Here is a 25,566-nt window from a genome sequence, read left to right on the forward strand (position 1 = left end):
CACAGCCGTAAAGCTGTGAGCAGCGCCCTGCAAATATTATGCTTTAAAATTATCTCTTGAGGTTTACAAGCTCCTCAAGCATTGAGTCGGAGGTGGTGATTATTCTTGCGTTAGCCTGATAGCCTCTCTGAGTTACGATCATATCAGAGAACTCGTTTGCAAGGTTAACGTTAGACATTTCCAGCTTTGAGGACTGTATCTCGCCTGCACCGGAGTCGCCGGGGCGCTTGATGTTTGCCTCGCCGGAAGCTGGGCTCTGAGCAAAAGCGGTGTCACCGATCTCGGTAAGACCCTCAACGTTGTCGAAGGTAGCAAGCTCTATACGTGCAAGAGAACGCATCTCACTTGCGTACTGAGCGGTGAGAACGCCGTCAGCGCCGATGGTAAAGCCGTCAAGGTCGGAATATTTAAGTGAGCCGTCGGTCATATCCGCATAGATGGTGTTGCCTCTTGCGTCCTGAGCCTCATAGTTCTTTGTGACCTGATTATATGTGTAAATCTCTGTGCTGTCGGCAAATGTTCTTGTAGTACCGTCGTCGGTAACGTCCTGACGGGTGTAGGTATATGTTTTCTGGACCTTCCCGTCAGCGTCCTTGGTGGTCATACACTTATATGTGTAGTAGTTGCCTTCATTGTCAATATAAAGGGGCTTATTAGCTTCGGAAGAAGCATCGGGGTCGAAAATAACACCCTGAGCATTTACAAATTTTCCATTGACGCTGTAAAGGATATAATCGGAAGCTACCTCAACGCCGGGAACAGCAGTAGGAGTTTCCACATCATCGTCAGTCTGCTTTTCGATAGCTGTGATATCCTTGTCGAAGGATATCTGACGGGTGGTATCGGAGGGATCAGTGCCTGTGAAAATCACCTGATTTCTGGGAGGAGTAGCTGTGTCATCGGCGGTTTTGTACTTAGCGGCAACATCGTCAAATTCGATCTTGCATTCTGGCTTGAAAGCGTCCCATACCAGGTCATTGACGTTGATGATGTCAAGCTCATTGGGAGCATCCGCAGGCTCCTTGTCGATCATTTCGGTGGTGGAATATGAACCGCCGTCAATTCTGAGGGTATTCATAGTACCGAGAACGAACTCGTTGTTTGCGTTAACGAGATTGCCCACGGAGTCAATGCCGAAGTTGCCCATTCTGGTGTATGTAACGCTGTTTATCTGACCGTTTCTGTCGAGAGTGCCGCACATAAAGAGGCCGTCTCCCGCAATGGCAAGGTCAAGAGTTCTTCCTGTATTTTGGAAGCTGGACATCGACATATCCTTGTCAATGGAAGCCACCTGAACGCCGTAGCCCACCTGAGAGGGGTTGTTGCCCGCATAGGTAGCACGTCCGCCTGTCTCTGTGCGCTGGTACTGGTAGTAGATATCGGAGAAGGATGTTCTTGAAGCCTTGAAGCCATAGGTGTTGACGTTGGCAATGTTGTTGCCTATAACGTCCATTCTTGTCTGATGGGATTTAAGTCCCGAAACGCCTGAATAAAGTGATCTAACCATTTCAAAAAACTCCTATCGTTTTTATTCGTCAGAGGAATTTTCTCCGTCAATCAGTCGGGAGAACAGCTTTCCGAAAAGGTCCAAGCTTTTTCTATCCTCTGAACGTTTGGTTTACATAATTACAGTTGAGTCGATGTTTGTAAAGACATTGCCCTGCATATCGTCAGCGTCAACGGCGGTAATGACCTTGTTGCTGCGGACGCTTACAACAAAAGCAGTTTTGTCCACAATAACGAGAGCGTCGTCGGAGCCTTTGCTTTCAGCCAGCTCAACGCCTTTTGAGAGCCTCTGGAGCTTTCCGCCCGTGAGAACGTCGATATTCCGCTGGTTTATCCTTTCAACAGCGTGGCGGGAGAAGTTCACGCCCGACATTATCTCAAGCTGTTCAGCGGTGGTGGGAGTGGCTGCATATGTATTGCCTGCGCCGCTCTGAGCCGCCATAAGGCTTTTGAGTTCTGCCGCAAAGGGACTGTCCGCCGTCTGAGTCTCGACAGCTTTGTTGGATGTTTCCTGTCTTGTCTGTTCGGCAGCCGCAGCGCCTCTCAGCTGCAGATATTCGTTGATAAGCATATTTTCAGTCCTTTCTTAGAGCCGCAGTTACGGTGATATATCCGTTTATCAGCCCGTTTTGAAAATTACTGAGTCGTTTCAGGACCTGCCGTACTGAGTTGCAGCGTGCCAGCGGGCATACTGTTCAAACTCTGCCATAGCCTTCTTTTCAGCCTCGGTGTATTCCTTTGCATAGTGGCGTATAGCTGTCTCAAAAGGATCAAGCTTGCCCTGGAGCGAACCGTCAACAATGGTGTAATCGCAGATCTCATCAAGGGTGTATTTACCCGATGTGTAGAGGTAGGAGACTTCTGTGGGACCGATTATCTCAACTCTCTGTCTGCCGTCTGCAAATGTAACGACCTCGCCGAGACGTCCCTTTCCGCACCAGCCGATGTCCGTAAACGCTCTGCCGCTTTCGGTATAGCCAAGAACGGAAGATGTGTCGATCTTTGAGTTTATTGCTGTGTTGCCGATAAATCGGATATCCACCATTTTAGTTCCCACAGAATCAGCAAAAGCCGCTTCAACGGGATACTGATCGGCATATTTTCTTGTGCTTGAGGGCATATCTGAATAATCGGTCTCAGATGTGTACTGATAGAGATTTGTAGACTCCGCATCGCTGTCGGAAACGCTTACAACTCCCGAAGTTTCTCCTCTGTCGTAGGAAGAATTTTTGCTCTGAGCCTGATAAGCTGTTGTATACTGTGTCTGAGCAGGTTCGGTCTGATCCTGATAGGAATATGTACCTGTTCGGACGGAATAAGGAGCGGGGATACGGTCGCTTGAAAGACCGGAAGAAGCTGCCTGTGTGTCAACGCTTGCGCTCATATATCTGCTCATATCACCGAGACGGGAATTTACATTAGCAGTTTTAAGCTCAGCGTCAACGGGGGAGTCATCGTCGTCAGATGTGTCGTCGAGCATTTTCATAAGAGCGTTATAGGAAGCCTCGGAAGCATAAAGAGTACCGGAAACCTCGCCTCTGTTAACTGCGCCTGCGGGATTTTCCTCAGCCTGAGCTGTTTCTGTACTGCCGTCAGTCTGCTCCTCGGAAACATTTTCGGAGCCTTCGGTCTGTGACTCGCCGTTTTCTGTGCTTTCCTCGCCTTCGGGATTGATAACGTTTGTGATAGCGCTCATTTCGTAGGAATACTTGTTGTCAATGGTAACATAGCCGTTGCCGTTTTTGATAACGATACCTGTTACCTTGCCCGTAACGGTGTTGTCGCCGTCTTTAAGCTCCACAGTCTGTCCCACGAAGCTTCTGAGCTGAGTGTAGACCGTTCCGTCAACCACGTCGGTAATGCCGTCCGTAGCGTAAAGTGAGCCGTTTACAAGTACCTTGCAGCCGTCGCTTGTGACTGTAACAGACTCAACGATGCCCGTGTCGGGAGCGCCTGTGCCTGTCTGAACGGTAACAGCTTTTCCGATAAGGGAAGAAGCATATGTGACCGCATTCTGCTGTGTGAGCTGGGAAATAGCCTCCATCATAGAGTAAGAAGCCATCTGCTGGATAAATTCCGAGTCGCTCATAGCGTTGTTGAAATCCTGATTTGACATCTGAGCCGTAAGGAGCTTTAAGTAGCCGTCAAAATCAAGATAGCTTGAGCTGTCGCTGTCTGTAACATTGGTGTCGATTTCAGTCGTGGAATATTTCGAGTAAACCTTTCCCGATAAGCTGTCTGCGGAAAAGTCGTTTACGCTGATACCCATAGTTTCGCCTCCCTGTTAAAGTTTAGATCCGAAGCGCTTTCGTCAGCAGCTTCCGAAGTGCCGTCCGAAGGGGCCTGTCCGCCGAACTCAAAATGTCTGCCCGAGCCGCTTTGACCGTTCTGAGCGCCTTGGTAGAGTCCTCCGTTTCCGGAAAGTGTTCCGTCCGTAAGGTTTCCGTCCGACTCGTTTGTCACGATCTGGCGTGTTACCGACAGCTCTTTCAGAGCGATACCTCTCGAAGCAAGCGCATCGCTAAGCTCCGAAGCCTTGTTTCCGATAAGCTCTGCAGCCTCTGCTTTTTCAGCTGTGAATGTGATCTCAAAGCCCTTGTCCGAGCGCCTGATCCTGATCTCGACGCTGCCTAAAGCTTCGGGACTAAGCTTCATAGAAATTTCTCTTTCAGAGAAGCTTTCGCTGAAAATGTCCTTGTAAAGGTCTATCTGCCGCATTATCTGGGACGAGATATCCTCGTTTTCGGGAATGCTTTCGTCAAGGGGAATATCCGTAACAGCACCCTTATTTTCAGCCTGTTCGGGAATTATTTTTGCACCGATGTCGACCGGCAGTTCATCGTGCCTGTTTACCCGTGACATAAGCCCCTGAATACCCTGTCTGCCATATCCTATGTGACCGTTATCGGTCAGTTCGGGAGCGGTTTCCTTAAAAGCTTCGGGAGTTGTTTCCTTTACGGAAACGTTAAGCTCGTCAGCCAGTTTTCTGCAAAAGCTTACTATATCCTCGGGGTCTGCCTCGGAAAGCTTTTCATAAGCGGACTGAATATCCTCAAAGGGTATCTTTTCGGTATTCTGAGCCTTTGTGGCTTCCGCATTTTCTGTCTGAACGGGGAGACCTGTGTCTGTCGCCTGCAGTCTGTCCCGTCCGGGATCTTGTACCGGTTCATTTTCCACGGTACTCACCGTTTCGCTGTAAGCCGGATTTTCCTCTCCGATCTTGTCAAAAGATACCGTCTCCACAGGACGAAACAGGTTCATTCCCTGAATGAGAATAGCTTCATCTGTGATATCAGGCTTTTCGGAGACCTTTTTTTCGGGTTTCTTTGCCGAATTTACAACAAGTTCGGAGACGATTTTTACGATATCCTCGGGAGACTTATCCGCCTGAGTGCTTTCGTCCTCGGAAAATTCAGCCGCCGCATAAAGCAGCTCTGCAAAAGCCTTTTTTTCCTCGGGCGGGACATCATTCCAAAGAGAAACAGTCTCCTCGGGAAGCTCGTCACCGTCATACTCGGGAAGAAAACGTGAAAGGGTCTCAATAAACGCCTTTGCACCCTTTTCCGAGAAAATTTCGGGCAGCTTTGTTTCCCCATTCCCTTTAAGAGCCTCGGAAAGTATATCCGCCAGCCTGATTTCGGGGTCAGCCTCAGTTTCCGTCATCTCGGGAACAGTCTGTACCTGAGTCGAATTTGCCATCAGAAGCCCTAAAACAGCGTCAAATGAACCGTTTTGAGAACCGTTCTCCGCCGAAGCAAGGGTCATATCACCCGAGCCGCCGAAGATGTTCATCGCCGCCATAAGCTCTGCCGGCATTGCAATTTCGCCCATTCTGATCAAACCTCCTTTCAACATAAAATGTATATGTCAAACGCCTGCCGCCGTGCAGAAGAAAACGGCGATATGCATTGTGACCGTGATTTAAACGGCGTTTTCCGCCATAGCCGCCCTTACCGACGCACCGTTCACATATTCCTCAATGAACTGCTCGTCAGCCTTTGCCGCCTTGAAATTGTAGTCCTCAAGCTGCTTTTCCTCAAGCTTCTCAAGGCTCTTGACCTCTTTCGAGGCCTCCGTCACCACACCCAGCTGCTTTTCCACAGCCGCCTCCAGAGAAGCGATAGAAGCCTTAGCGTCCTCTATCTGAAGTCTCAGTGTGTTGTGATGCTCCTTGAAGATGAACATCTCCATAGCGGAAATGCCTTTCTGCGCCCTGTAGTTGAAATCGTCCTGAGCCTCACGCATTTCCTGCTCCAGAGCGGCTTTCAGCTCCATTGCTTCGATTTTCTGAGCGATTAAGGAAGCAAGACTGTTTTTCTCCTTTTCAAGGACCTGATCCTTGAAATCAAGAAGTTTGTCCAGAGTAAACTGAAATTTCTTCAAAGGAAATTACCTCCTCAAAAAGGCTTAGCTTACAGCTTCCTTCATCATCTTCACCGTTTCTTCGAAGCTAAACGCCTCGTCGGTGGACTGCTGAAGAAATGCATTTATCTTGTCGATCTTCCTGAGAGCCTCGTCAAGAGCGTGATTTGTGCCCTTTTTGTAGGCTCCGATGGAGACCAGATCGGCGTTTGCGTAATAAGTGGCAAGGAGATTTCTCATCTTTGCGGCAGCGTCACGCTGATCCTTGGGAGCGATCTCCGACATAAGACGTGAAACCGAATCCAGCACCTCGATAGCAGGGTAATGGTTTCTCGCCGCCACCTTTCTTGACAGAATGATGTGACCGTCAATGATACCTCTTACGGTATCCGAAATTGGCTCGTTGGTGTCGTCGCCCTCAACGAGCACGGTGTAAACTCCCGTAATGGAGCCGTTTTCAAAGTTGCCCGCCCTTTCAAGAAGCTTGGGCATAGCCGTGTAAATTGAAGGGGTGTAGCCTCTTGCAATGGGAGCCTCTCCCGTGGCAAGACCGATCTCACGCTGAGCCATAGCGTAACGTGTAAGAGAATCCATCATCAGAAGCACGTTCTTGCCCTTGTCCTTGAAATACTCGGCAATAGCGGTGGCTGTCATAGGGCATTTGTTTCTCATCATAGAGGGCTGATCGGAAGTAGCAACTACCAGTACCGATCTTGCCATACCCTTTGGACCCAAGTCCCTCTGGATAAATTCCAGGACCTCTCTGCCTCGCTCGCCCACAAGAGCGATAACGTTGATGTCCGCCTTTACTTCTCTTGCGATCATACCGAGAAGTGTTGATTTACCAACGCCCGAGCCTGCGAAAATGCCCATTCTCTGACCTCTGCCGATAGTAAGCAGTCCGTCTATCGCCTTTACGCCAAAGGGGATAATATCGTGTATTGCAGGACGTGTCAGGGGATTGACAGGCTTTCCCGCAATGGAATAGCTTTCCATAGTTTTGATAGGAGCGCCGCCGTCAATGGGGTCTCCCACCGCATTTATGACCCTGCCGATAAGGCAGTCGCCAACGCCGACTTTAAGCTTGTCGCCTGTGTTGTCCACCACCGACCCGGGACCTATACCCTCAATGTCGGTGTAGGGCATAAGCATTACCGTACCGTGGCGGAAGCCCACCACTTCGGCGTATATGAACTCGCCCGACCTGCCCTTCTTGTAAATGCGGCAGACATCGCCGATGTTGCAGACAGGGCCGCTTGCCTCGATGGTCATACCGATGATCTTTTCAATTTTGCCCTGATAGCGGTAAAGTTCAGCCGTTCGCACAGCGTTTCTTACAGCCTTAAAGTCCATCTGCATAACCTCGATCTATGTGTATAGGCAGGGGATATTATTCCTCCTGCTCTTCCTTATGTGAGTTTTTCATAATTTCTTTCAAGAAATCAAGCTGAGTGGGGATAGAAGCGTCGATTATCTCCGAGCCGTTGTCAAGAACCACCGTGCCCGGTGGAGCGTCCAGCGGGTCAAGCTCTTCCACCTCTACTTCCGGAATAAACGGGATAAGGGACTTAACAAATTCCTTGTCCGTAACAAAATTCCTTGAAGCCTCGCCCTGCGCCACAGATATCTTCACGTAATCGGAATTGCGGAAACTTTTAGCGGCATTGGCAGCAATGCGGTCAATGACCTCGGGGTCGGTCTTTATCTCTGAAAGGGTGATCTTCCTCACCATATCGAGAACAGTCTCGCAAAGCTCGTATTCGTGGGAGATGTAATAGGCTTCTTTTTTCGAGTTTATCTCGGAAAGCAGTGCACCTGCGGTCTCAAGGTACTTCTCGCACTTCCTCAGCGCTTCTTCCTTACCTGCCTCAAAACCTGCCTCGAAGCCCTCTTTGCGGGATCTTTCCCTTAGCCTGTCACATTCCTCCTCGGCTGCGGCAAAGACCGCCCTGGTCTTTGATCTGGCGTCCTCGATCATCTTGTCGGCGGAATTTCGTCCTGCCGCAACGATCCTGTCGTAATCCTCGTCCATCTTCTTTTTTCTGGCGGAGATTATCTCGTCGGAACGCTTTATCACAGCCTCGTTGAAGCGTTTTGTTTCGTCCTCAAGGCGTTTTGCACGCTCTGCTTCCTGCTTAGCGGCTATCTCTTCGGGAGTAGGCTCGGGAATTTCTTCCTCGGGGACGGGCTCGGGCTTCTTCTGCTCCTGCTCGCCCACAGGGACAAGCTTGGAGCTGTCGAAATTATATACCTTTGATTTAACGATTTTAAGCAATTATCTCATCATCTCCGCCCTTGCCGATAACGATCTCGCCCTCTTCCTCAAGATGTCTGATAATGCCTACGATACGCTGCTGAGCCTCCTCAACGTCACGCATACGGATATTATGCAGATACTCGATCTCCTGCTGAATGGACTCCTGCATTCTCTGAGGCATATTTGCAAAGAGAGCGGCAGCCACTTCCTCGTTGGAGCCCTTGATGGCAATGGAAAGATCCTTGGTGTCGCAGTCTCGGATAAATCTCTGAATGGACATAGAGTCGAGAGAGAGGATATCCTCGAATACGAACATTTTCTTCTTGATCTCTTCCACCAGAACAGGGTCTCTGACTGAGAGTTCGTCGAAGATGTATTTTTCGGTGGAGCGGTCTACCTTGTTCAGGATATCCGCAACGGTGTTTATGCCGCCCACCTCGGTGGTGTCCATAGAAACAACGGAAGCAAACTTTCTTTCAAGAGTAGCTTCTATTGCCTTGACGGTGTCGGGGGAAGCGGAGTCCATTTTGGCAATTCTCTCAACTACCTCCACACGCTTCTCCTTAGGCAGCTCGTTCAGCACAGCGGAAGCCTGCTCCGAAGTCGCATAGGAGAGAATGAGGGCAATGGTCTGGGGGTACTCGTTCTGAACGATAGCCAGCAGATTTTTGTAGTCGGATTTTCTGACAAATTCAAATGCCTTGGACTGCATAGACTTGGTGATCTTGTTCATCAGCTTTGCAGCCACTTCCTCGCCGAAGGCTTTGGTAAGAACGTCTCTTGCGTACTCAACGCCGCCGTCGGTGATGACCTTCTGGGTAAGGCAAAGCTCGTAAAATTCGTTTAATACCGAGTCCGCCACATTCGCTTCGAGATATGGGAGACTGGAAACGTCCATCGTCAGAGCTTCTACCTCGTCGTTGTTAAGGTGTTTGTAAACTCCTGCGGCATTGTCCGTTCCGAGAGCGGTAATGACCACAGCAGCTTTTTGTCTTGGTGTAAGTTCAAGCAGATCGCTCATTTAAAACATTCCTTTCGGGCATTAAGAGGGGAAAGCTGTTACTGCTCTGCGGGAGCCTGGGGAGCAGGCTCGCTGCTGCTGTTCTTTTTCTTGGATTTGGGATTTTCCTCCTCCTCGTGCATCCAGCTTCTGAGGAGCTGAGCCACGATCTCAGGGCTTGTCCGAGCGAAATCCGTAAGCTCTCTCCTGATGATAGTCTCCTTGGTCTCCATTCCCGAGTCAGCATTAAGACTGGGGATATCCACAGAGGGAGAGGTTTCGTCTCCGAGAGAGAAGAAGCTTTCCACCAGAGGTTCTCCGTCTGCGGGAGCGTGCTGTTCGAGAAGAGTCCTTTCGAAAGCGGTTCTCTTCTTTTTGCTCTTGGATCTGAGAGAAACGAGCACGATTATGAGTATAAGCAGTATTGCAAGAAGAATTGCGCCCAGAATAACAAGCTGATTGAGAGTTAGGCCGAAGAGGAAGGTCTGAGCCTCTGCAGGAGCAGCTTCGCCCACCTTCTGAAGGTTGGTAACGGTAACAACGTCCTGAGCAACAGCGGGATTTACCGTAGCTGCATTTGCAACGAGACTTACCAGGTTCTGTCTTGTTGTATCGGGGAGATAATCGGTGTAGATAAGCACCGAAATGGAAAGACCGTCAATAACATATCCTGCTTTTTCCACCTGCTCCTTGTAGGTGTTTACAAGGTAGGTGTTGGAAACGGAATTTTCGGTCCAGGCACCATTGTTGCCGGTATTTCCCTCGGGATAGGTGTCATCGGCATTTGTCTCAACGCCCTGAACGCCGCCTTCAACAACAGTATTGCCGCTTGCCTGTTCTGCGTCGGTGTGCTGGAGCATACCCCTCTCGTCATTGGTGGAGGGTGTGTAGCGTGTGTCCTCGGAGACCTTGCTGTCAAAGTTCAGCACCATATTGACAGCTGCCGAGAAGCCGTCCTCGCCGTAAGCGGGGATAAGCAGGGCTTCTATCTTTTCACGTATCTGATTTTCAAGGTCTGTCTTGAATTTAAGCTTTCTTGTCTCCTCTGCCACCACATCTGCAGGAGTGTCCTCGGCTAAGAGAAGAACGCCATAGTTGTCAACTAAGGTAACGTTTTCCTCTTTGATGCCGTAGCTTGTGATAAGGTAGGTCATACCCTCGATCTGCTCGTTTGAGAGTTTTACTCCGTCCTCAAGGTACAGCACCGCATAAGCCGACGGCTCCTGCTTGTATGCCTCGATAACGGTGTTCTTTTTCTCGGGTATGGTGAGAGTAGCAGTTGCCTCACGAACGCCCTCAAAGGTAGAGAGTATGGCGGAGAGCCTTTCCTCAGCAGCAATACGCTCGTACTGCCTTTTCTCCGACTCTGTGGTGAACATTCCCACATTTTCGGTGTAAGTGCTGTAGTCAATGGAAGACTTGGGGTACTTCTGCATTGCCAGGTTCATAGCAATGGCGTTCTCCGTGCCCTTGGGTACGATGATAGTGCCGCCCGAGCGGAGGGTGCATTCATATCCCGATTCCTCAATAAGCTGGACTATCTCCGCAGCTTCGGAGGTCTCAAGCCCCTCATAGAGGACAACGTATTCCTTTCTGTTAAGAAGCACCACCGCAACAATGGCGATGATAAGCACCAGCGCAAGACCGCCTATGTAAATGCCCTTGGTTTTTTTTGACTGCCTGCCCCAGTATTCCTTAACAGTGGTTATGGTCTTTTGTACTTTTTCGTTCATTCCCTGTTAGTTCCCTTCTCGGCAGGCGGTTACATACTCATCTGCATAATCTGATCGTAGCTCTGCTGGCAGGCGTCCTTGACAGCCACGAAAGTCTCAACGGCTATCTCCGCCTTGGTGAGGTTGTTGTAAATTGTGTGGAGATCGTCTATCTCGCCCATAACGAGACGGGCAGAATCTTCATTCACGACCTGCTGTGTCTCGGTAACATCTGTAATGACCTCTCTGAAAACGTCCGCAAAGGAGGGAGAGTCGGTCTTGCTCTTGTCCGCAGCAGCCGTTTCATTCTGAGAGAGAATGTCAAGGGGCGTGATTGCGGAGCTTATAGGAACGATGTACATTTTATCGGATCCTTTCCTTATATAATAATGGTATATTTATCAGTTGCCCTTCAGTTCCTGAGCCTTGCTCATCATAGCCTTGACAACTTCTATAGCCGAAGCATTTGCCTCATAAGCACGCTGAGCTGCCATAAGGTCGGTCTGCTCCTTGGTGTTGTCAACGTTTGAATGATAAATGTAGCCATTCTCGTCTGCAAGAGGATTTTCGGGGTCGTAAACAGGGGTCATAGGAGCGGTGTCGTCAATGACAGCGGTTATCTCAGCGCCTGCCATTCTGTACTTGTCCTGATTAGCCCTGTAGTAAACGCCTCTCCGGTGAGTGGACTCATCTCTTGTGGTGTACTTGTTCAGAATGCCCGCAAAATCCTTTTTCTCGCTTATCACCGTAAGCTGGCGGCAGTAAGGCTCGCCTGTGGCGGTGTTGTAGGAGTCCTGGTTTGCGATGTTCTGAGAGATAATGTCCATTCTGAGCCTTTGTGCGGAAAGACCCGAGTGACCTATATCAAGGGAACTTAAAAATCCCATAGCAACGATCTCCTTTCGGTATTACTTGCCGATTGCTCTGCGTATCATAGAATACTGGCTGTTCATATAGTCTATCATAGTCTGGTACTGATATTTAACGTCCACAAGCTCCAGACCCTCTTTTTCAATGTCAACGTTGTTGCCGTTCAGAAGCTGGCTGGTGTTGGTCTCATAGGTGGTGTTTACCCATACCAGATCGTCCCCCTGATTGCCGCTTGAAGCATTGCTGCCTGCCACCTCGGCAGTATCGGAATTATTGCTCAGCCTGTCGTGAGGGCAGCTTTTGTAGCCGTGATAAGGGCACTTTGACTTCTCCTTGAGTATCAGCCCGAAGCTTACGGTTTTTGCTTTGTAATCGGGGGTGGAGATGTTTGCGATGTTGTGGCTGATGACCTGCTGCTTGTACCAGGCAGCGTCAAGGCCCTGCTCGGTTATTTTGAATGCAGCGCTGTCGAAAAGTCCCATAAGCGATGGCTCCTTTCTATATCGTAAAACTTGTCGTAAATACCAAATTTAAGCCTTTGGAAGCTGTCTTTTTTGTTAAAAGAAATATTCCTCAGGGTACAGTTTGCCTATAAGCACACTTATAGCTAAACTAATTATACATCAAAACACAAAAAATTACAAGAGCAAAAATGCAGTAATTGCCGTTTTGGGTGACAAAATTCTATTAAAAAATATATTCATTTTCTATAAATTCCACAATTTTCGACACGAATATGGAAAAAGCTTCCCTAATATCGGGATAATATATGCAATATGCCCAAAGTTTTTTTGCAATATTCCGTTATTTCCTGACGGCTTATGGGAAATGTAAACTTTCGGCAAATCTTACTGCACCTGCATATTTTCGGCAGTATCTTTCAAATATAAAGAAAGTTATACAAAAAAAGACAGCATTTTACAATGATCCTTTACAAAACATTGACAATACTCATTTAATATGGTATAATTAAAAGAAAATTACCGAAAAATGTAAGGAAAGCTGTGATCTGCGTGAAAAAAGGAAAGCTGGTATGCGCTGCTGCTGCGGCGCTCTTATTTGCCTCCTGCGGGGCATCGGGAACATCAGAGCCGCTTCCTTCTGTCACATTGTCCGTGTGGTGTCCGTTTGAGGAAACGGATCTTACTTCTCAGATGGTGAGCGCCTTTTCCGAAGTTCACAAGGACGAGGCTTCCTTTAATATAACTATAAGCGCCGAGAGTGAGCAGACCTGCAAGGACACGGTCCTCAGCTCTCCCGAAAATGCTGCGGATGTGTTCTCCTTTGCGGCGGATCAGTTTGAGCCGCTGAGGAGAGGAGGAGCGCTTCTTCCCGTCACCGAAAATGCCGATGAGATCATAACAGCAAACGGCGGCAAAGACAACGGCTCTATATTGGGAGCAAGCTTTGACGGCACTCTCTTCGCATATCCCGAGACTGCCAGCAACGGCTATTTTCTTTACTACAACAGCGCCTATTACACCGAGGAGGACGTGAAAAGCTTTGACCGTCTCCTTGAGATAGCCGAAGAAAACGGCAAAAAGGTCTATATGGACTTCTCAAGCGGCTGGTACATCTATTCCTTTTTCAAGGGCGCAGGACTGAGCGTTGATATGAATGAGGACGGCGTTACAAATTCCTGCGACTGGAACTCACAGACTGCCCCCATACGTGGCTTGGATGTTGCGGAAGCGATGCTGAAGATCGCCTCAAACAAGGGCTTTGTGAGCGGCTCAGATGACGATTTCAAGGCAGGAGTAAAGGACGGAAGCATTATTGCAGGCGTAAATGGCACCTGGAACTCAAGCGTTGTTTCCGAAGCCTGGGGAGAGGATTTTGCTGCCGCAAAGCTTCCCGAATATACCGTCTGCGGCAGACAGGTGCAGATGCACAGCTTCGCAGGCTATAAATACGTGGGCGTAAATGCCAATACGAAGGAGCCTCATTGGGCAATGGAGCTTGCACGCTGGCTCACCAACGAGGAAAATCAGACAGCCCGCTTCAATGCAAGAGGAGAATGCCCTTCAAACATCAAGGCAGCAGACTCGCCTGAGGTGAAAGCGTCGCCGGCACTTGCCGCTCTTTCCGAGCAGTCAGCCTACGGTCATCTGCAGAACGTGGCAGATACTTTCTGGACTCCCGCATATGCTTTCGGAACGGTGATAATATCAGGAAACAGCGACGGAAGGGATCTCCGGGAGCTTCTTGACGAAATGACGGAGGGGATAACGGCTCCTCCTGCGGAAAAATAAGAGGTGAACTTAAAGTGAGGGGTACGCCTTTCAAAATATTCATAGCCGTGCTTATGGCAGGGCTTATCGGCATAGCAGGCGAGATATTTCTTGTTTACCATATGAACAGGCTGGCAGACGGATATTCGGAAATATTAACGGAGCACATTGTAAATTCCGGATATATCAAGGATATAAGCGGACTTCTTTACAAACATCAGGCAATAACAGCAAACCACATTGCCGCCGACAGCGAAGAACTTTATGATGAGTACGAGGCACAGGCAAAGGAAATCGAAGAACAGCTCAACGTGCTTTTTGACGAATTCGGCAAGCGTATGACGGGGGATAAGCGTGAGCAGCTTTTTCATCTCTGCTATTCCGATTACCGAAGCTATCTTCAGAATGCCGAGGTAGCCTTCAAGTTCAGCAGAGAGGGCAGCACCGCAACAGCCTCTTACTATGTGGTGAATGTAATGTACGGCTTTGTGGAGACTGTAAATGAACATCTGGACGATCTGCATCAGCTTGCCGCAGAAGAAATGCAGGCGGCTGCCGACAGAATGGACGGATATATTGCCGCATCGGGTATTGTGGAGAAAATATGCATAACAGGCATTATCGCAGCGGTGACAGTCTGTATAATCCTCTGCGTAAGGATAACTTCCGGTCTTGACAGGCATAAAAAGCGCCTTGAGATCGAGGTAGAGGAAAAGACAGGCGACCTTAGACGGCATAATGAGAAAATGCTGGAGCTGCAGAACAACATCATCATCGCAATGGCAAACCTTATCGAGAGCCGTGACGGCGATACGGGCGAGCACGTCAAGCGCACCAGCAAATACGTGACAATGCTTGCGGAAGCTGCGAAGAAAAAGGGGCTGTACCCCGAAATACTCACCGACAGCTATGTGGAGCTTCTGGCAAAAGCTGCTCCGATGCACGATATAGGCAAGATATCCGTTCCCGACAGTATCCTTCAGAAGCCGGGAAAGCTCACTCCCGAGGAGTTTGAGCGGATAAAGAGCCACGCTCCCGAGGGCGGACGTATAATCAGAGAGGTAATGGACGGCATTGAGGAAAAGGAATATGTGGACATTGCCGCCACCGTTGCCGAGGGTCACCACGAAAAATGGGACGGCGGCGGATATCCCTCGGGGCTCAAAGGCGATGAGATACCCCTCAGCGCCCGTATTATGGCAATAGCCGATGTATTTGACGCTCTTATTTCAAAGAGGTGCTATAAGGAGGCAATGCCTCTCGATGAAGCCTTCGGGATAATTTCCGACTCGGCAGGCACCCATTTTGATCCCGAGCTTGCCGGGATATTCATCTCTCTTCGTCCCGAAATAGAAGAATATCTGTCGGAAAAATGACTGTTTTGCTGAGATTTGAATAAAAAATCGGCGGAGCGCTTTGGCATAATTGTAAATAATTTATAAAAGTGAAAAAAAGACTTGCAATTTAAATTTGTTTGTGATATAATAGAAACGTTCTGAAAACGTCCCGTACAGGGCGTTGAAACGCTATTACTTTTTCAAGGAGGTGCGGCCCAAATGGCAAAGTGCGATATTTGCGGAAAGGGCGTTACTTTCGGTATCAAGGTTTCCCACTCTCATCGTCGTTCCAACAGAACCTGGAAGCCCAATGTAAAGCGTGTAAAAGCTATCGTTGACGGTACTCCCAAGCACATCTACGTGTGCACAAGATGCCTCCGTTCCGGTAAGGTAACACGTGCTGTCTGATTTTCGACGGGAAATCGGCGGACATTTTATAACCGAATTGTACGTACAATAAGGAAGACGCTTCGGCGTCTTTTTTATTTACAAAAAATTAACAAACATATGAGATAAATGTGGTATTATTAACTTAGAAAATTATCGAAAGGGGCTGACACTATGAGCTTATACGGTATCGGCAATTACTCCGCATATTCAAATCTCTTCTCGGGAATGTATCAGAAAAACAATACATACAATAATACTTCCGCCGACCTGCAGGCGCTTATGAAAAAAGTCGACGAGGTCAGATCCCCCGAGTATAAAAAGAAAATAAAAGCACAGCTTGAGGGCAGTTCAACAGGCGACAGCGAGATTGGCACAGTCTCCTCCGAGCTTAAACTTTCCGAAGTCGCAAAGGACTTAAAGAAAAAGTCTGCGGCGCTCAGCGCAATGAGTATGAGCGACATCCAGGACAAGGACGCTCTGGTGAAGAATGTCACCGCCTTTGCCGAAAGCTATAATTCTGCTATTGACGCTATGGGCAAGTCCGACAGCGTTGACGCACTCAAAGCAGGACTTTCTATGACAAATACCGTCAAGACCTATTCCGGCGCTCTTTCGAGAATGGGCGTAAAGGTTGGCAGCGACAATAAGCTCACCGTCAATGAGGAGACTCTCAGAGCGGCAGATGACAACGCTGTTTCGTCAATGTTCGGAAGCTCCTATTCTCCCGTTGCCCGTATCGCAGACAAGGCGGACAGCATAAGCAAGGCAGCGGTCAGCAAGGCTCAGACCACCGCTTTCAAGGGTATGATGTACGGTCAGACAAGCTCTTCGGGGCTTTACAGCGGCTATAACACCTTTGCAAGCAGCTTTCTCGGCACATTTTTCGATTCTTATACCTGATATAAATATCCCGGAGCTGCCGATAATTTGCGGCAGCTCCTTTTTTACTGCATTTTTTCGATATATGTACCGGGATAGTAATGGTCAAGTATATCTCTGTATCCCATTCCCTTACGGGACAGCTCATCAGCGCCGCAAATGCTCATTCCCACAAGATGACCGCTTCCCTTAACGGTGAATGTGACCATTCCCTCTTTTTCACTTACTTCAAATGCGGCGCTGTCAAGTGACAGAAGCTCCGCAAGCCTGCTGCCGCTTACGGAAACGCCGCAGAGACTTACGGAAAGCACCGTTCCTGTTTCCGTTGCGGATAATATCTCAATGCCGTCATACTCTGCCGCTTCCGGGTATTCGGAGGATATACGTGCGGTGATCTCCGCCTTTGTGAATTCACGTCTTGTCTCGGTGCAGTCCGAGGAAACGCTTGCAAGGTACGGATATGCTTTTCCCCACACATTTTCCGCCGACTCCGTTGCACCCGGGGAGGAAACGTGAAAAACTGCAGCGGCAGGAGCGCCGTCGTACATTATGATCTCTCCCTCGGTGGCATTTGCCGCAGCCTTTACGGCGGCAAGAGCCTTGTCATAATCCACGCCGTATACAGCCATTGCGTCTGCTTCGGTGAGGACGGTCTGATATTTCGAGCCGTCGTCGGAAATATGAGCGCCGTTTTCAGTCTCTCCGGAAAGGATCCGCCTTACCGCATATGTCCTTGCCGCACATACCTGCGCCTTGAGAGCCTCTGCGTCGGGGATAAAGGGCACTTCCCCGAGCACGGCAAAAACAGCGTAATCCTCAATGTTCATTTCGGTTATTTTTCCCGTGGAAGTGCAGAGAAGCCTTAGCTTATTATCCTCGGGCAGGATAAGGCTCTGCGCCGCAGGAACGCTTTGGGGCTTGTCCTCTCTGATACCCCCTGCCGCCGCCGCAGGAAGAACGCAAAGGACCGTTGCCCATAAAATGACCGACTTAAAAAATGATTTCATATTTTGACCATTCCTCTCTATATTTATTCACTCTTGAAAATTATGCATATAAAATAATTACAAATTATGAAATTCATACAAATTAACACTTGACAATAAGAAGATTTTATAGTACAATGTATTTATTGTATTATATATGTTATTATTGAGTTTGCCTGATAATATATATGCGGGGGCTTTGAGGATAATACATTTTCCCGAAGCCGTGATATGCACTATCCCGGCAAAGTCATTTTCTAAAAATTCCCGACGGGTTATCTGCGAAAGGATTGAACGGATTATGGGCAAAATGAAACAGCTTAGCGCAGAGCAGATGCGCAAAAATGTAGCCAAAGCAAATAAAACCAGCTTTATAACAAAAAAAGCTTCTATGGGCGTATATCTCGTTGTGCTTGTACTTGCGGTGGCAGCCCGCACTATCCAGCTTTTCAGCAATATGAACTTTGAAACAGGGCAGTACATAGACCCGTCGCCTCTTAAAAATTATCCTCTGATGATCCTTATACCCGGATTTATCCTTATAACGATCATTCTGCTGGCAGGAAGCTCAAAGGATAAGGTCATCGGTTCCTGTATCCTCATAAACCCGATGCGCCTGCGTTATGACCGTCTGAAAAAGAAGATACCCGCAGCAGCAGGCTATAGTGCTCTGCTTATGGCGCTTCTCGTGTTTGCGCAGATAATTTTCGATTTCGTTGATATCGTAAATGCCAACAAGCTTATCGTTGAGGAGCTTTCCCGTGATGAGGCTGAGGATTACAATATGCTCACAGGCTATACTCTGGGCACCTTTGCACTTCATTTCGTTATGCTCTGCGTGATACTGAATTTCGTAGCGATGGCTGTCAATATCTTCAAGGGCGAAGGAATTTCCTCCGGTAACTGTGCAGCGCTTTCCTTCTACGCAGCCTGGAAGATAGTGGATATGATGAGCATCATTTCAAACAACGTTGCTGTGACCCGTTATTCCGAGCTTCTGTATGAGCTGTTTTCCTATATGACAGCAGTACTGTTCTTTATGAATACAGCACGTTTCTTCAATGGAATGGAAAAGAAATTCACCCGTTTCTGGATGTGCCTTTTCGGATATGTTTCTTCTATCCTTGCGGCAGTCTCGGTGATCCCGAGATACATTCTTCTCCTTATACCCACAGGTTATGAGGAGAGACTTTCAATGAACATTCCCTCAATTTCCGATATCGGCATCGTGTTTATGACCATCACAATGGTTGCAGTATTCTGGAGCACCTACGTTTACCGTGTAATGCCCAGACTCAGCGTAGGCAAGCGCCGCTGGAGCAGAGCGCCTATGAACAAGCAGTATCTGGAGATCGAAAATATCGACGTAAAGCCTACCGACGACTTATAAAAAATATCTTGGGGCGGCAAGGGGAAATACCATCTCCTTGTGCGCCCTTTTTTAAGGAATTTGTGATTATGAAGCTAAGCAAAATCGCTCTGACGGCAGCGGCTGCGGCAATGAGCGCTTCTCTCTGCGCCTGCGGGCTTGACTCGTCTATCGACAATCTCCTGTCTCCGCCGATGATGTCAGAGGAGCAGCAGGAGATATATTCTGCCCTTACCAAGGCGGCAGGAAATGAGATATCCCTTGTTTATCCCCGTTCGGGAGCATACCGCTCCGCTTTTGTTTTTATTGACCTGGACACAGACGGTGAGAACGAGGCGGTGGTCTTCTATAACAGTTTAAGCAGCAAGGAAAGCAATGTCCGTGTGAATATACTGGATAAGGGCGAGGGCGAGTGGCGCTCGGTCTACGACCACGCAGGGGCAGGAACTTCTGTGGAGCAGGTCTTTTTTACGGACCTTGGGGGAACGGGACATATCCGTATGGCGATAGGATACGGCTATATGACCCCTACGGAAAAAACGCTGAAGCTCTACAGTCTCGGCGACGGGATACTTAACACCGAGTACACGGGAACTTATTACAAGACCCTTACCCTTGATCTTGACAAGGACGGCGGAGACGATATTGCCGTGGTAAACTGCAATAACGAAAACCATACCGCCTCTCTTTCACTCGTTACCGACAGGGGAGAGGGAGCAGAGTGCGTCAGCACCGTGGATATGAGCCCCACTACATTGGATTTTCCGTCTGTTATCAGCGGATATATCGGAAACGACACTCCGGCCGTATTTGCGGACGGGCTTCTGGGCAGCGGAAATCTCTCAACGGAAATAATCTACTGCGTAAACGGGGAACTGCGAAACCCAGCTATGATAGACGGCTCGGAGCTGCCCGCAAGAACTGTACGTCCCCAAGGACTTTACTGCAAGGATATCGACGGTGACGGTATCGTGGAGATACCCGAAAGAGAAGCCTTCCCGGGATATAAAGACCGTCAGGATGCCCAGTATATCACAAACTGGAACGTTTTTGAAAACTATTCTGTAATAAAAAAATATTCCTCCCTCACCGAGCCGTATCTTGGCTATGCCTTTATGCTTCCCGTAAGATGGCAGGGGCTTGTGACCGTGAAAAATGACGGCACAACCGGAGAGAAGGTTTTCTACAAATATAACGGCAGCCTTGAACAAAGCCGTCTCGAACTTATGAGGATAACGGTATGCAGCCTGAGCGACTCCGAGCAGAAGCTGCTTGAGGGTTATGTAGCCGTTGCCTCCACAGACAGCGCCGTATATATGGTGCGCTTCGGAGACACCGAGGATAATCTTCTTCTCACCACAGCCGAGGTCTCCAACAATTTCTATCTTTATTAAGAGGTGTTATTTATCTTGAGCAATAATCAGCAGTCTGAGTGCAAATTCAAGTCGAAAATAGGCGGACAGGCGCTTATCGAAGGAATAATGATGAGAGGCATAGACCTTTCCGCAATGGCGTGCCGTCTGCCCGACGGGACAATTGATGTGGAGACGTGGAAAATAAGAAACGGCAAAAGCGCCCCCTGGTATCTTAAAACCCCCTTTATCCGAGGCTGCTTTAATTTTGTCATATCTCTTGTGGACGGAATGAAATGCACAATGAAGTCCGCCGAAAAGCAGATGACCGACGAGGACGAGGAGGACGAGGAGCTTTCCCCCTTTGAGGAATGGCTCAGCAAAACAAGACCCTATAAATGGCTTGAAGCAAAGCTTGAGGGGGAAAACGGCAAATCGGTGATGAACACTGTAATGATCGTGGTCTGCGTTATCGTTATGGCAATAAGCATATGTGCATTCAAATTCTTCCCTGCCCTGCTTTCGGGACTTTTAGGAAAGCTTGGGGCTCCCGACTGGAGCAAGACCATTGCCGAGGGTGTTATCAAAATAGCGCTGCTTGTTGGCTATATGTGGCTCATATCCAATATGAAGGAGATACACACCACCTTCAAATATCACGGCGCCGAGCATAAGACCATAGCCTGCTATGAGGCAGGACTTGAGCTTACGGTGGAGAACGTGAGAAAGCAGACCCGTTTCCACCCCCGCTGCGGGACCAGCTTTATCTTCCTTGTGGTGCTTCTGAGCATCGCCATAGGAATGTTTCTCCCTTGGGACAACGTGTTCGCACGCTTCGGACTTCAGCTTCTTATGCTCCCCGTTGAAGCGTCTATAGGCTATGAGCTGATAAAGCTTGCAGGCAGATGCGACAACATCTTCACAAAGATAATTTCAGCTCCCGGCTTGTGGCTCCAGCACATCACCACCTGCGAGCCCGACGACCCTCAGATAGAGGTGGCGATCGCTGCCCTTAAACCCTGTATCCCCGAGGATAAGAACGACGATCAATGGTAATATTATAGCACATCTGTTCTAAAATGTCAATAGACAATTTGTAAACTTTGGCACATATTATTCAAGCTTCAAGGAGATACCATATGACTGTAAACGAACTCAGCACACGTCTTGACAGCATACTCACGGACGTTCCCGATAAGGATTTTGACAAAATGTGTCTTATGGAGGATCTCTGCGGAGTGACCCGTGAGCAAATAGCGATACACCCCGATAAAAAGCTGACCGAAGCCGCCGTAAATGCCGCAGTCAAGGGCGCAAGGCGGAGAGCGGCAGGCTATCCTCTCCAGTACATCTTGGGAAAATGGGAGTTTTACGGCAGAAGCTTCAAGGTAGGGGAGGGCGTACTCATACCCCGCCCCGACACCGAAGCCCTCATTGACGAGACCATAGCAAGACTTGGGAAAGATAAGCCCTGCGGCATACTTGACCTGTGCAGCGGAAGCGGCTGTATCGCCGTTACCCTTGCAAAGGAGCTGCCCAAAAGCTCGGTGTATGCGGTAGAGCTGTCCGCCGAAGCCTTTCCCTATCTTGTGGAGAATGTACGGACAAACGGTGCAGACGTGAAGCTTCTGAAGGGCGATGTAATGAACGGAGCGCTGCTTGAAAATTTCCGCACCTCCGAGGAAGAATATCTTGATATCGACTGTATCGTCTCCAACCCCCCATACCTTACAGACAGAGAAATGGAGGAGCTGCAGAAGGAAGTGACCTTTGAACCCGAGACTGCTTTGTACGGCGGCACAGACGGACTGAAATTCTATCGAGTCATAGCCTGCCTCTGGAAAGAGCTTCTGAAAAAGGACGGTCTGATGATATTCGAGATAGGCACAGAGCAGGCGGAGGACGTGAAGAAAATACTCTCTGATAACGGCTTTACCGATATATTCACCGCCACAGACGCCACAGGCGGCATAAGAGTGGCAGGGGGATATCTCCGATAACGAAATAACGGCTTTGCAGTCAATGAAAAACTGCAAAGCCGTATTTTTTACAGCTCACCTTCAAGAGCCGATATCGCATCAAAAAGTCCCGCAAGAGCATTCCAGGTGCGGATATCCGTCTCTCCCGTGGGAGTGAGACCGGAAATGGTCTGAAATTCCGTCACCGCCTTTACCGTGTCGCTGTCGTAAACACCGCTCAGGGAGTTGGGGGGAATGTTCATATACAGCCCCGCAAGAGTGTTGAGCATTGCCTGTAAAATAATGATCGCCGTTCCCCTGTCTCCCGGGGCAAGAACGGTCTTTACCGTAGGCAGGGGCTTTACGCCTATCTGCTCGGAGAGATTTGAGATAATGTCATAGTATGTGTCAAGAATAGCGTTCCAGGTAACTCTGTCTGTCTCACCCGTTTGGGGAAGTCCCTTCATACGCTGGAAATCGGCTACTGCGGCGGCGGTCTGCTCATTGTAAAGCCCGTCGGGGATAACGGGTCTTACATTAGCGCCGCTCATTGAAATTTCTCTTAAATACCTTTGCAGCTCCGTCACATTAGCCTCGTGGGACTGGGGTGAAACAGGAATAGCTTCATTTGCCAATTGTCTGCCTCCTTTATCTTATGGTATATCCGGGAAACTGTCCCGCAGGCTTAACATATCCGTATTTGACCTCGCTGTATATCTCGCCGATGCGTGACCAGGTCTCAGCCCCCACATATCCCGTAGGAGCAATGCCGAACACACGCTGGAAAGCGGTAACGGCATTTTTTGTGAGAGGACCGAAATATCCCGTATCGCTCACCGCAGGTATCTGAGGATATGCGTTATGTATCTCCGTAAGATACTGCTGGAGCGTCCGAACATACTCGTTCTGCATACCCTCCCTCAGTATCATACCGGGGTAAAGGACTATCTCCTCTCCTGCGGGATTAACCGGAACGCTGTCGGCAATGCCCTTGTAGGTTCTGTAAAGATCCTCCCAGGTATCTGCGTCAACGATACCCGTTTCGGGCAGACCGTATATCTGCTGGAAAGCCCTGACCGCATTCTCGGTGGCTTCGTCGTATGTGCCTGTGATGGTTATCCTCGGCACAGCATCGTAATAGGCTCCGATCACCGACAGAATGTACTGCACCACTCTGACATTTGCCCCCGACTGACCCGGACCCATAAATTCGGGAACATCGGCGGTATAATCGGAAATGGTAACGCCCTCGGAGGTAAGCTCTCCAAGCTGCTTTATGCCTGTGTATATCTGATTTATGCGATACCAGGTGGATTTATCCACAGAACCCGTCTGAGGCAGTCCGAACACCTGCTGGAATGTCCGAACAGCGTCTTCGGTAAGAGTGTCATAGCTGCCCGTAACATAGGGTATCTTGGGAATGGCAGGGTAATTTTGTGAAATGCGGTTCAGTTGAGTCTGTATACGCACCACATCGTCACCTGCGCTGCCGAAGCCGATGACCTCTCCCGGGTAGGAGGGAATGTTGGGTGCAACGGGAGCGTTTGTCACAATCTCAATATCATCTCCGTAAAAGTATCTGAGTATCTCATAGGGCGTCATACCCTGATTTGCAAGCTCCACCGTCTCCCATTGCTTGAGACCCCGGCAGTAAGTGCGCACCCCGTCACAATAGGCGGCGAACATCGGCTCAACAGTTCCCTCCCTGCGGAGGTAGTTGTTGAAAATTTCGTCCACGATGTTGCTTATAGGCTCGAAAATGTCCCTGCCGTGAACGTAATACTGGTCATAGCGAGTGTCGTTGGTGATGTCAAAATCATACCCTCGTGACGGATACCATTCTGTGTAGTACCTGTTCAGGGCATAGGTGATAATGGCGTAGATATTAGCCCTCAGAGCGCTTTCGGGCCAGGTGGGATAAATTTCGCTGGAGGCAACGTTTTTGATGTAATCCGCAAAAGGCACGGTCACATTCATAGCGCTCGGGTCGTCGGGCGCCCCCAGATGAACGACAATATTTTCGGGAATGAACGGCTCTCCTGTCATTTGGCGCCTCCTTATTTCTCCTTAGATATCAGCCTACCGAATTTTCATCGGTCATACCGTTGACCCGATGATCTGAACGGGGCTGAATTGGTGTCTGCTCGGGATATTCGGGCAGGGGAATGAGGTCTATGGGCTGAACGGTCTTGACTCCTGCGAAAATGGGAATGTTTATGTCGCTGAGAGTGTAGTAGCCCTTAGCTCTGACCGTAACATTGTATTCGGAGAAGGGACGGGCGGTGTTCATCGGATTTTGCGACAGAGAAGCGGAGGGAGCGGGGAGAGCGATGGTAGGTGTTCTTCCGCTTCTGTCGGTAAACAGAAGTCTTACGAGGCCAACGCCGCCCGGAAGCTCTTTTTTCACAATAACGACCGCACCGGGAACGGGATATGCGCCGCCTGCGGTGAACACGTCGAACTGCAGATAACCCCAGCTGTTGTCTCCGGTAAGCGACACCCAGCTTAAAGAAGGAGTAAGCCCTGCCGTTTGGGGTATTGACTCCGTCGAGTCGGTGGGGAGTGGAAAATCGGGGAGTATCTCCCTTTCGGTCTCCGCCTCCGCAGGGATACTGTACACTCCGCCCTCGGGAGAGCCGTTCAGCATTACACCGCGGAGAGATGTGTCGCTGCTCCTCTGATAAGCGGTCTTGTCAGCCTGAGAGAATGTGCCGCCCATATTGGGATTTGCCCCGTGGGGCGCAGGATTTTCGTAGGGTGTCATACGGGGCTGAATCAATGAATTTCCGGGGAATACGGGGGGAGGATTATCCTCGGGACGGATAACAGGGTGGGTGGGTATCCCTGCAATGCTCTCTATAATGCTTTCGGCAGAGGGAAAACGGCATTCACAGCTTACAGGCAGAGGCAGACCCTTATCCGACGGCTTTTCTGCGGCAAAGTGGGAAGCTCCGGGAACTCCGGGTATGGGCGTGCCTGCCATATCACGTGACATATTCATATCACGGGTCATATTGGGTGCGTTCTGCTCTGTGCGGTTCATCTGCTCTGTCTGCATAGTATTTCGGTTCATTGGCTCTGCAGAACGGCTTGCGGGAGCGGCTGTCTGCATACGTGAGCTGCTTTGAGTATTCGCAGGCATATTCTGCTGAGGAGAGGACATCTGAGGATTTACGGAAGCATTTCGTGTCTGTGTCTGAGCCTGAGAAGCGTTCTGCTGAGCAGACTGACTGCTTTGCTGCACAGGCACATTGCCCGTCTGAGGGGCAGAGCCGCTCTTTCTGTACAGCCGCATCATTTCGTCCTTGTACCGCTGCGCCATATTGTTAAGATTAAACTCGTTTCCGTTCAAGCTTA

24 protein-coding genes are annotated in these 25,566 nt (G+C 49.3%); 8 read left to right on the forward strand and 16 right to left on the reverse strand.

The features are described from left to right. Positions 1-49 precede the first annotated feature (49 nt). The 12 genes from ACR0QN_RS02865 to flgB all read right to left on the reverse strand — a co-directional run bounded on the left by ACR0QN_RS02865 (position 50) and on the right by flgB (position 12,189). Complete coding sequence (locus ACR0QN_RS02865; RefSeq protein WP_432649687.1) at positions 50-1,507, reverse strand: flagellar hook protein FlgE; 1,458 nt, start codon at positions 1,505-1,507, stop codon at positions 50-52. A 111-nt stretch (positions 1,508-1,618) separates the two neighbouring features. Next, positions 1,619-2,077, reverse strand: a complete 459-nt coding sequence (locus ACR0QN_RS02870) for a TIGR02530 family flagellar biosynthesis protein (protein ID WP_432649688.1) — start codon at positions 2,075-2,077, stop codon at positions 1,619-1,621. A 78-nt stretch (positions 2,078-2,155) separates the two neighbouring features. Continuing rightward, on the reverse strand, positions 2,156-3,775 hold the full coding sequence (locus ACR0QN_RS02875; RefSeq protein WP_432649689.1) for a flagellar hook assembly protein FlgD: 1,620 nt from the start codon (positions 3,773-3,775) through the stop codon (positions 2,156-2,158). Then, complete coding sequence (locus ACR0QN_RS02880) at positions 3,760-5,337, reverse strand: flagellar hook-length control protein FliK (protein ID WP_432649690.1); 1,578 nt, start codon at positions 5,335-5,337, stop codon at positions 3,760-3,762. The genes ACR0QN_RS02875 and ACR0QN_RS02880 overlap by 16 nt, the downstream gene beginning before the upstream one ends. Before the next feature lie 90 nt (positions 5,338-5,427). Beyond that, positions 5,428-5,889 (reverse strand): flagellar export protein FliJ, encoded by a 462-nt coding sequence (gene fliJ / locus ACR0QN_RS02885; protein ID WP_432649691.1) that lies wholly within the window; start codon positions 5,887-5,889, stop codon positions 5,428-5,430. Positions 5,890-5,913: 24 nt separating this feature from the next. After that, complete coding sequence (gene fliI, locus ACR0QN_RS02890) at positions 5,914-7,221, reverse strand: flagellar protein export ATPase FliI (RefSeq protein ID WP_432649692.1); 1,308 nt, start codon at positions 7,219-7,221, stop codon at positions 5,914-5,916. 37 nt (positions 7,222-7,258) lie between these two features. Continuing rightward, positions 7,259-8,143 carry a hypothetical protein gene (locus ACR0QN_RS02895; RefSeq protein ID WP_432649693.1) on the reverse strand — a complete coding sequence of 295 codons (885 nt, stop codon included), beginning with the start codon at positions 8,141-8,143 and terminating at the stop codon, positions 7,259-7,261. Next, positions 8,136-9,146: a flagellar motor switch protein FliG gene (fliG, locus tag ACR0QN_RS02900; RefSeq protein ID WP_432649694.1), complete on the reverse strand. Its 1,011-nt coding sequence runs from the start codon at positions 9,144-9,146 to the stop codon at positions 8,136-8,138. The genes ACR0QN_RS02895 and fliG overlap by 8 nt, the downstream gene beginning before the upstream one ends. Before the next feature lie 38 nt (positions 9,147-9,184). Beyond that, a complete protein-coding gene (gene fliF / locus ACR0QN_RS02905) occupies positions 9,185-10,858 on the reverse strand; it encodes a flagellar basal-body MS-ring/collar protein FliF (RefSeq protein ID WP_432649695.1) in 1,674 nt (557 codons plus the stop codon). A gap of 29 nt (positions 10,859-10,887) precedes the next feature. Then, positions 10,888-11,199, reverse strand: a complete 312-nt coding sequence (locus tag ACR0QN_RS02910; protein ID WP_432649696.1) for a flagellar hook-basal body complex protein FliE — start codon at positions 11,197-11,199, stop codon at positions 10,888-10,890. 39 nt (positions 11,200-11,238) lie between these two features. After that, on the reverse strand, positions 11,239-11,724 hold the full coding sequence (gene flgC / locus ACR0QN_RS02915) for a flagellar basal body rod protein FlgC (RefSeq protein WP_432649697.1): 486 nt from the start codon (positions 11,722-11,724) through the stop codon (positions 11,239-11,241). A gap of 21 nt (positions 11,725-11,745) precedes the next feature. Beyond that, positions 11,746-12,189, reverse strand: coding sequence for a flagellar basal body rod protein FlgB (gene flgB, locus ACR0QN_RS02920; protein WP_432649698.1), 444 nt, complete (start codon positions 12,187-12,189; stop codon positions 11,746-11,748). Between the two features lie 522 nt (positions 12,190-12,711). On the opposite strand from flgB, the gene ACR0QN_RS02925 reads away from it, so the two are divergent. From ACR0QN_RS02925 to ACR0QN_RS02940, 4 genes are all read left to right on the forward strand, one after another. Then, on the forward strand, positions 12,712-13,959 hold the full coding sequence (locus tag ACR0QN_RS02925) for an extracellular solute-binding protein (RefSeq protein WP_432649699.1): 1,248 nt from the start codon (positions 12,712-12,714) through the stop codon (positions 13,957-13,959). A 14-nt stretch (positions 13,960-13,973) separates the two neighbouring features. After that, complete coding sequence (locus ACR0QN_RS02930; RefSeq protein ID WP_432649700.1) at positions 13,974-15,314, forward strand: HD domain-containing phosphohydrolase; 1,341 nt, start codon at positions 13,974-13,976, stop codon at positions 15,312-15,314. A 180-nt stretch (positions 15,315-15,494) separates the two neighbouring features. After that, positions 15,495-15,683 (forward strand): 50S ribosomal protein L28, encoded by a 189-nt coding sequence (rpmB, locus tag ACR0QN_RS02935; protein ID WP_178726032.1) that lies wholly within the window; start codon positions 15,495-15,497, stop codon positions 15,681-15,683. A 153-nt stretch (positions 15,684-15,836) separates the two neighbouring features. After that, positions 15,837-16,565 (forward strand): hypothetical protein, encoded by a 729-nt coding sequence (locus tag ACR0QN_RS02940; RefSeq protein ID WP_432649701.1) that lies wholly within the window; start codon positions 15,837-15,839, stop codon positions 16,563-16,565. A gap of 44 nt (positions 16,566-16,609) precedes the next feature. Here the strand turns inward: ACR0QN_RS02940 and ACR0QN_RS02945 are convergent, their stop codons facing one another. Further along, a complete protein-coding gene (locus ACR0QN_RS02945) occupies positions 16,610-17,551 on the reverse strand; it encodes a SpoIID/LytB domain-containing protein (RefSeq protein ID WP_432649702.1) in 942 nt (313 codons plus the stop codon). A gap of 280 nt (positions 17,552-17,831) precedes the next feature. Between ACR0QN_RS02945 and ACR0QN_RS02950 the strand changes: the two genes are divergently transcribed. The 4 genes from ACR0QN_RS02950 (at position 17,832) to prmC (ending at position 22,251) form a co-directional block, all read left to right on the forward strand. Then, positions 17,832-18,920, forward strand: coding sequence for a hypothetical protein (locus ACR0QN_RS02950; protein WP_432649703.1), 1,089 nt, complete (start codon positions 17,832-17,834; stop codon positions 18,918-18,920). 68 nt (positions 18,921-18,988) lie between these two features. Continuing rightward, positions 18,989-20,293: a hypothetical protein gene (locus ACR0QN_RS02955; RefSeq protein ID WP_432649704.1), complete on the forward strand. Its 1,305-nt coding sequence runs from the start codon at positions 18,989-18,991 to the stop codon at positions 20,291-20,293. 15 nt (positions 20,294-20,308) lie between these two features. Further along, positions 20,309-21,307, forward strand: coding sequence for a DUF1385 domain-containing protein (locus tag ACR0QN_RS02960; protein WP_432649705.1), 999 nt, complete (start codon positions 20,309-20,311; stop codon positions 21,305-21,307). A gap of 83 nt (positions 21,308-21,390) precedes the next feature. After that, positions 21,391-22,251, forward strand: a complete 861-nt coding sequence (gene prmC, locus ACR0QN_RS02965; protein ID WP_432649706.1) for a peptide chain release factor N(5)-glutamine methyltransferase — start codon at positions 21,391-21,393, stop codon at positions 22,249-22,251. Between the two features lie 47 nt (positions 22,252-22,298). Here prmC and ACR0QN_RS02970 read toward each other — a convergent pair whose 3' ends face one another. Genes ACR0QN_RS02970 through ACR0QN_RS02980 form a run of 3 tightly spaced genes read right to left on the reverse strand, consistent with a single transcriptional unit; the run spans position 22,299 to position 25,561 of the window. Continuing rightward, positions 22,299-22,844: a peptidoglycan-binding domain-containing protein gene (locus ACR0QN_RS02970; RefSeq protein WP_432649707.1), complete on the reverse strand. Its 546-nt coding sequence runs from the start codon at positions 22,842-22,844 to the stop codon at positions 22,299-22,301. 13 nt (positions 22,845-22,857) lie between these two features. Beyond that, entirely contained in the window at positions 22,858-24,255 is a 1,398-nt protein-coding gene (locus ACR0QN_RS02975; protein WP_432649708.1) for a peptidoglycan-binding protein, read from the reverse strand. Between the two features lie 28 nt (positions 24,256-24,283). Next, the gene (locus ACR0QN_RS02980) at positions 24,284-25,561 is read right to left on the reverse strand and encodes a hypothetical protein (protein WP_432649709.1); all 1,278 of its coding nucleotides are present in this window, start codon (positions 25,559-25,561) and stop codon (positions 24,284-24,286) included. Positions 25,562-25,566 lie beyond the last annotated feature (5 nt).

It is taken from the genome of Huintestinicola sp., assembly GCF_050874005.1.
Taxonomy (GTDB): domain Bacteria; phylum Bacillota; class Clostridia; order Oscillospirales; family Ruminococcaceae; genus Huintestinicola.

What these genes read in the sequence shown, in the direction of transcription:
- ACR0QN_RS02865 (WP_432649687.1), bottom strand. Translation starts at nt 1,507, where the DNA reads ATGGTTAGATCACTTTATTCAGGCGTTTCGGGACTTAAATCCCATCAG.
- ACR0QN_RS02870 (WP_432649688.1), bottom strand. Translation starts at nt 2,077, where the DNA reads ATGCTTATCAACGAATATCTGCAGCTGAGAGGCGCTGCGGCTGCCGAA.
- ACR0QN_RS02875 (WP_432649689.1), bottom strand. Translation starts at nt 3,775, where the DNA reads ATGGGTATCAGCGTAAACGACTTTTCCGCAGACAGCTTATCGGGAAAG.
- ACR0QN_RS02880 (WP_432649690.1), bottom strand. Translation starts at nt 5,337, where the DNA reads ATGGGCGAAATTGCAATGCCGGCAGAGCTTATGGCGGCGATGAACATC.
- fliI (WP_432649692.1), bottom strand. Translation starts at nt 7,221, where the DNA reads ATGGACTTTAAGGCTGTAAGAAACGCTGTGCGAACGGCTGAACTTTAC.
- fliG (WP_432649694.1), bottom strand. Translation starts at nt 9,146, where the DNA reads ATGAGCGATCTGCTTGAACTTACACCAAGACAAAAAGCTGCTGTGGTC.
- fliF (WP_432649695.1), bottom strand. Translation starts at nt 10,858, where the DNA reads ATGAACGAAAAAGTACAAAAGACCATAACCACTGTTAAGGAATACTGG.
- ACR0QN_RS02910 (WP_432649696.1), bottom strand. Translation starts at nt 11,199, where the DNA reads ATGTACATCGTTCCTATAAGCTCCGCAATCACGCCCCTTGACATTCTC.
- flgC (WP_432649697.1), bottom strand. Translation starts at nt 11,724, where the DNA reads ATGGGATTTTTAAGTTCCCTTGATATAGGTCACTCGGGTCTTTCCGCA.
- flgB (WP_432649698.1), bottom strand. Translation starts at nt 12,189, where the DNA reads ATGGGACTTTTCGACAGCGCTGCATTCAAAATAACCGAGCAGGGCCTT.
- rpmB (WP_178726032.1), top strand. Translation starts at nt 15,495, where the DNA reads ATGGCAAAGTGCGATATTTGCGGAAAGGGCGTTACTTTCGGTATCAAG.
- ACR0QN_RS02940 (WP_432649701.1), top strand. Translation starts at nt 15,837, where the DNA reads ATGAGCTTATACGGTATCGGCAATTACTCCGCATATTCAAATCTCTTC.
- ACR0QN_RS02945 (WP_432649702.1), bottom strand. Translation starts at nt 17,551, where the DNA reads ATGAAATCATTTTTTAAGTCGGTCATTTTATGGGCAACGGTCCTTTGC.
- ACR0QN_RS02950 (WP_432649703.1), top strand. Translation starts at nt 17,832, where the DNA reads ATGGGCAAAATGAAACAGCTTAGCGCAGAGCAGATGCGCAAAAATGTA.
- ACR0QN_RS02955 (WP_432649704.1), top strand. Translation starts at nt 18,989, where the DNA reads ATGAAGCTAAGCAAAATCGCTCTGACGGCAGCGGCTGCGGCAATGAGC.
- prmC (WP_432649706.1), top strand. Translation starts at nt 21,391, where the DNA reads ATGACTGTAAACGAACTCAGCACACGTCTTGACAGCATACTCACGGAC.
- ACR0QN_RS02975 (WP_432649708.1), bottom strand. Translation starts at nt 24,255, where the DNA reads ATGACAGGAGAGCCGTTCATTCCCGAAAATATTGTCGTTCATCTGGGG.